The sequence below is a fragment of the Cellulosimicrobium sp. NPDC055967 genome (assembly GCF_042269845.1).
GTDB lineage: Bacteria > Actinomycetota > Actinomycetes > Actinomycetales > Cellulomonadaceae > Cellulosimicrobium.
In genome coordinates this window covers 1-4,193 of sequence record NZ_JBHJYJ010000025.1, presented here as the reverse complement: position 1 = coordinate 4,193, position 4,193 = coordinate 1, and the positions used below count along the sequence as shown (strand labels likewise).

The window sequence follows — 4,193 nt, the reverse complement described above, 5'->3', positions numbered from 1 at the left end:
CCGGTCACCCGGGTCCCCCCCCGGGGCCGCCCCCCCCTGCCGACCCTGGGGGCGGGCGCCGCGCCGCCCGCCCCCCCCGCCGCCCCGCCCCGGGGGCGCCGCGCCGCCGCCCCCGGGCGGCCGGGCGCCCTTCTCGGGTCCCCTTCGGTCGGGCAGCAGCGTCCGCCCGGGGCCGGAGGCACCCGTCCGGAGAACTAGGCTCGGGTCATGACCTCCGCGACCCGCGCCCTCTGGATCGGCACCTACCCGCACCCGGCGAACGGCGGCGCGGAAGGCGTGTGGCGCGTCGGGCTCGACGCCGACGCGGTGGCCGGGACGGGGTCGTTCGTGGGCGGGGTGCTGGTGGCCGAGACGCCGTCGCCGTCGTTCCTCGCCCTGGACGGCGACACCCTGTACGCGGTGGGGGAGACGGAGCCGGGCTCGGTGTCGGCGTTCGCCGTCGCGCCCGACGGCGGCCTCGCACCCCGGGGCGGGCCTGTCGCCACGGGCGGGACGTACCCGTGCCACGTGGCCGTGAGCGGCGACGTGCTCGTCGCGAACTACGGCGACGGTCTCCTCACAGCGGTGGAGAAGGCGGCGGACGGCTCGCTCGCCGCGGCGCCGGGTGCCGGGGCCGACCTCGCCGTGCGCCGTCAGGGGCACGCGGGCACGGGGCCGGTCGCCGACCGCCAGGAGGGGCCGCACGCCCACTTCGTCGCCCCGCTCGCCCACCTCGGCGCCGCCGACGACGGCAGCGGCGACGTCCTCGTCGTCGACCTGGGCACCGACGAGCTGCGCCGGCACGACCCCGCGGCTCCGGACGGCTCGGCCCCGCGCGTCGTCGCGACGTTCCCGCCGGGCACCGGCCCGCGCCACCTCGCCGCGCTCCGGTCGGGCCACCTCGTCGTGGTCGGCGAGCTCGACCCGGCCCTGTTCGTCCTCGCGCCCGTCGACGGTCCGGACGGGGTGCGCACGTACGACGTCGTCGCCCGGCACGACGTCACGCACGCCGCGCCGCCCGCGGGCGGCGGGAACTACCCCTCGCACGTCGCGGTCTCGGCGGACGGCTCACGCGTCCTCGTCGCGGTGCGCGGCGCCGACGTGCTCGCCGTGCACGCGGTCGAGCAGGCGACCGAGGGCGGCGTCCCCACGCTGCGCCACCTCGCGGACTCCCCGGTGGGCGGCGCCTGGCCCCGCCACTTCGCCGTGCTCGACGGTTCCGGAGCCCCTGACGATCCGCTGCACGACCTCGTCGTCGTCGCGAACCAGAACGACGACCCGCTGATCGAGCGCCCGGACGCCCCCGCGGGGGAGGAGCCGACGTCGAACCTCGCGCTCCTGCGCGTGCGCCGCTCGGACGGTGCCGCCCAGGTGCTCGACGTGCTCGCGCTGCCGGCCCCGGCGTGCGTCGTGGAGGCCTGACCCGCCGTGACCGCGCTCGAGCTGCCCGACGGCGTCTCCCCGGACCCGGCGACCCCGCTGCGGGTCGCGATGCTCTCGGTGCACACGTCGCCCCTCGACCAGCCGGGCACCGGCGACGCGGGCGGCATGAACGTGTACGTCACCGAGCTCGCGCACGCGCTCGCCCGCCGCGGCACGCAGGTCGAGATCTTCACGCGCGCCACGGCGTCGAGCCAGCCCCGCAAGGTCGAGGTGTCCGACGGCGTGACGGTGCGCCACGTCGTCGCCGGTCCTTTCGAGGGGCTCGACAAGAACGACCTGCCCGGCCAGCTCTGCGCCTTCACGGCGGGGGTGCTGCGCGCGGAGGCGCGGCACCACGAGGGCTGGTACGACGTCGTCCACACCCACTACTGGCTCTCGGGCCAGGTGGGCTGGCTCGCGGCCGACCGCTGGGACGTCCCGCTCGTGCACACCATGCACACGCTGGCGCGCGTGAAGAACGCCGCGCTCGCCCCGGGCGACGCGCCCGAGCCCCTGGGCCGGATCATCGGGGAGGAGCAGGTCGTCGCCGAGGCGGACGCGCTCGTCGCGAGCACCGACGCCGAGGCGGACGACCTCGTGCGCGACTACGCGGCCGACCCCGCGCGCGTGCACGTCGTGCCGCCGGGCGTCGACCTCGACCTGTTCTCCCCGGACCCCGGCGCGGGCGCCTCGCCCGGCGACGGGGCGGCGCGGCGGGGTCGGCGCCGCGCGCTGCGCGCCGGGCTGGGCCTCCCCACGGACGGCGGCCTCGTCCTCTTCGCGGGGCGCGTGCAGCCGCTCAAGGGTCCGGACGTCCTCGTCCGGGCGCTCGGCGTCCTCGCCGAGCGCGGGGAGCCCGTGCCGACGCTCGTCGTGCTGGGCGGCCCGAGCGGGCGCCCGACGGCGGTCCGCGAGCTCGAGGCGCTCGCCTACCAGCTCGGGGTGAGCGACCGGCTCGTCGTGCGCCCACCGGTCTCGCGCGACGAGCTCGTGCGCTGGTACCGCGCGGCCGACGTCGTCGCCGTGCCGTCGCACAACGAGTCGTTCGGGCTCGTCGCGGCCGAGGCGCAGGCGAGCGGGACGCCGGTGGTGGCCGCCGCCGTCGGCGGCCTGCTGACGGTCGTGGAGGACCAGGTCTCCGGCGTCCTCGTCCCCGGCCACGACCCCGAGACGTGGGCGCGCGTGCTCGGCGACCTGCTCGCCGACGACCAGCGCCTCGCCACCCTCGGCGACGGCGCCCGGCGCGCCGGCGAGCGGTTCGGCTGGGACACCGCCGCGCTGCGCATGCTCGACGTCTACGCGCAGGCGCGCAAGGTCCGCGCGGCGCGATGACGTCGCCGGTGCCGGGCGGCGCCGGTCAGGCGTCCGGCGCGACGCGCTCCAGGACCAGGACGGGGATCTCGCGCGACGTCTTCTCCTGGTAGTCCGCGTACGGCGGGTAGGCGGCGACGGCACGCTCCCACCACACCGCCTTCTCCTCGCCGTGCACCTCGCGCGCGACGTAGTCGTGGCGCTCGGCCTCGTCCTGGAGCTCGACCTGCGGGTGCGCGAGGACGTTGTAGTACCAGACAGGGTGCTTCGGGGCGCCGCCCAGCGACGCGACGACCGCGTACACGCCGTCGTGCTCGACCCGCATGAGCGGCGTCTTGCGGACCTTCCCGCTGCGGCGCCCGAGGGTCGTGAGCACGACCACCGGCATCCCGTTCAGGGTCGTGCTGCGCGTCCCGCCGGACGACTCGTAGGACTCGGCCTGCTTGCGGGACCAGGCGCTCGGGCTGGGGGCGTACTCTCCGTCGATCGGCATGTCGGGGGCAACGTGCGCGCCGCCCGCCGGATTCCCGGACCTTCGTCCCACGCCCGACGGCGACGGTCACCACCACGTGGGACGCGGGTGCCCGCGCGCCGGGCCGTGCGGCAGGATGGAACCCATGACCTACACCCTCGTGCTGCTCCGCCACGGCGAGAGCGAATGGAACGCCAAGAACCTGTTCACCGGCTGGGTGGACGTCGCCCTGTCGGAGAAGGGGACCGAGGAGGCGAAGCGCGGCGGTCAGCTCCTCACGGAGGCCGGCGTCCTGCCCGACGTCGTGCACACCTCGCTCCTGCGCCGCGCCATCACGACGGCGAACCTGTCGCTCGACGCCGCGGACCGGCACTGGATCCCCGTGAAGCGGTCGTGGCGCCTCAACGAGCGCCACTACGGCGCGCTGCAGGGCAAGAACAAGAAGCAGACGCTCGAGGAGTTCGGCGAGGAGCAGTTCATGCTCTGGCGCCGCTCGTACGACGTCCCGCCGCCCGCGATCGAGCTGGGCTCCGAGTTCTCGCAGGACGCGGACCCGCGCTACGCCGACGCGCCCGTCGTGCGCACCGAGTGCCTCAAGGACGTGCTCGAGCGCGCCCTGCCGTACTGGGACGGCGAGGTCGTCCCGGACCTGAAGGCGGGCAAGACCGTCCTCGTCGCGGCGCACGGCAACTCGCTGCGCGCCATCGTCAAGCACCTCGACGGCATCTCCGACGAGGACATCGCCGCGCTCAACATCCCGACCGGCATCCCGCTGCTCTACGAGCTCGACGAGGACCTCAAGCCGATCACGAAGGGCGGCCGCTACCTCGACCCCGAGGCCGCCGCCGAGGCCGCCGCCGCGGTCGCCAACCAGGGCCGCTGACCGCACACCCCGTACAGACGGCCGTGGGGGGCCGCGCGCCCCCCCCGGCCGCCCCCCCGCGGGCGGGTGGGGGGGGGCCGCACCCCGCGCGGGGGGGGGGGGGGAGCGAGCGGAGGGAAGGGCGGC

At 76.8% G+C, this 4,193-nt stretch carries 4 protein-coding genes; 3 read left to right on the top strand and 1 reads right to left on the bottom strand.

Annotated elements, in window-relative coordinates:
- Positions 1-207 precede the first annotated feature (207 nt).
- Both ACFC2L_RS19630 and mshA read left to right on the top strand, forming a co-directional pair.
- Positions 208-1,401 (top strand): lactonase family protein, encoded by a 1,194-nt coding sequence (locus ACFC2L_RS19630; protein WP_375826025.1) that lies wholly within the window; start codon positions 208-210, stop codon positions 1,399-1,401.
- Between the two features lie 69 nt (positions 1,402-1,470).
- Entirely contained in the window at positions 1,471-2,733 is a 1,263-nt protein-coding gene (gene mshA / locus ACFC2L_RS19625; RefSeq protein ID WP_375826042.1) for a D-inositol-3-phosphate glycosyltransferase, read from the top strand.
- A 25-nt stretch (positions 2,734-2,758) separates the two neighbouring features.
- On the opposite strand, the gene ACFC2L_RS19620 is transcribed toward mshA, so the two are convergent.
- The gene (locus tag ACFC2L_RS19620; protein WP_375826024.1) at positions 2,759-3,205 is read right to left on the bottom strand and encodes a nitroreductase family deazaflavin-dependent oxidoreductase; all 447 of its coding nucleotides are present in this window, start codon (positions 3,203-3,205) and stop codon (positions 2,759-2,761) included.
- Between the two features lie 124 nt (positions 3,206-3,329).
- Here ACFC2L_RS19620 and ACFC2L_RS19615 point away from each other — a divergent pair, with 124 nt between their 5' ends.
- The gene (locus tag ACFC2L_RS19615) at positions 3,330-4,067 is read left to right on the top strand and encodes a phosphoglyceromutase (protein WP_375826023.1); all 738 of its coding nucleotides are present in this window, start codon (positions 3,330-3,332) and stop codon (positions 4,065-4,067) included.
- The last annotated feature ends 126 nt before the right edge of the window (positions 4,068-4,193 follow it).

What these genes read in the sequence shown, in the direction of transcription:
- ACFC2L_RS19630 (WP_375826025.1), top strand. Translation starts at nt 208, where the DNA reads ATGACCTCCGCGACCCGCGCCCTCTGGATCGGCACCTACCCGCACCCG.
- mshA (WP_375826042.1), top strand. Translation starts at nt 1,471, where the DNA reads ATGCTCTCGGTGCACACGTCGCCCCTCGACCAGCCGGGCACCGGCGAC.
- ACFC2L_RS19620 (WP_375826024.1), bottom strand. Translation starts at nt 3,205, where the DNA reads ATGCCGATCGACGGAGAGTACGCCCCCAGCCCGAGCGCCTGGTCCCGC.
- ACFC2L_RS19615 (WP_375826023.1), top strand. Translation starts at nt 3,330, where the DNA reads ATGACCTACACCCTCGTGCTGCTCCGCCACGGCGAGAGCGAATGGAAC.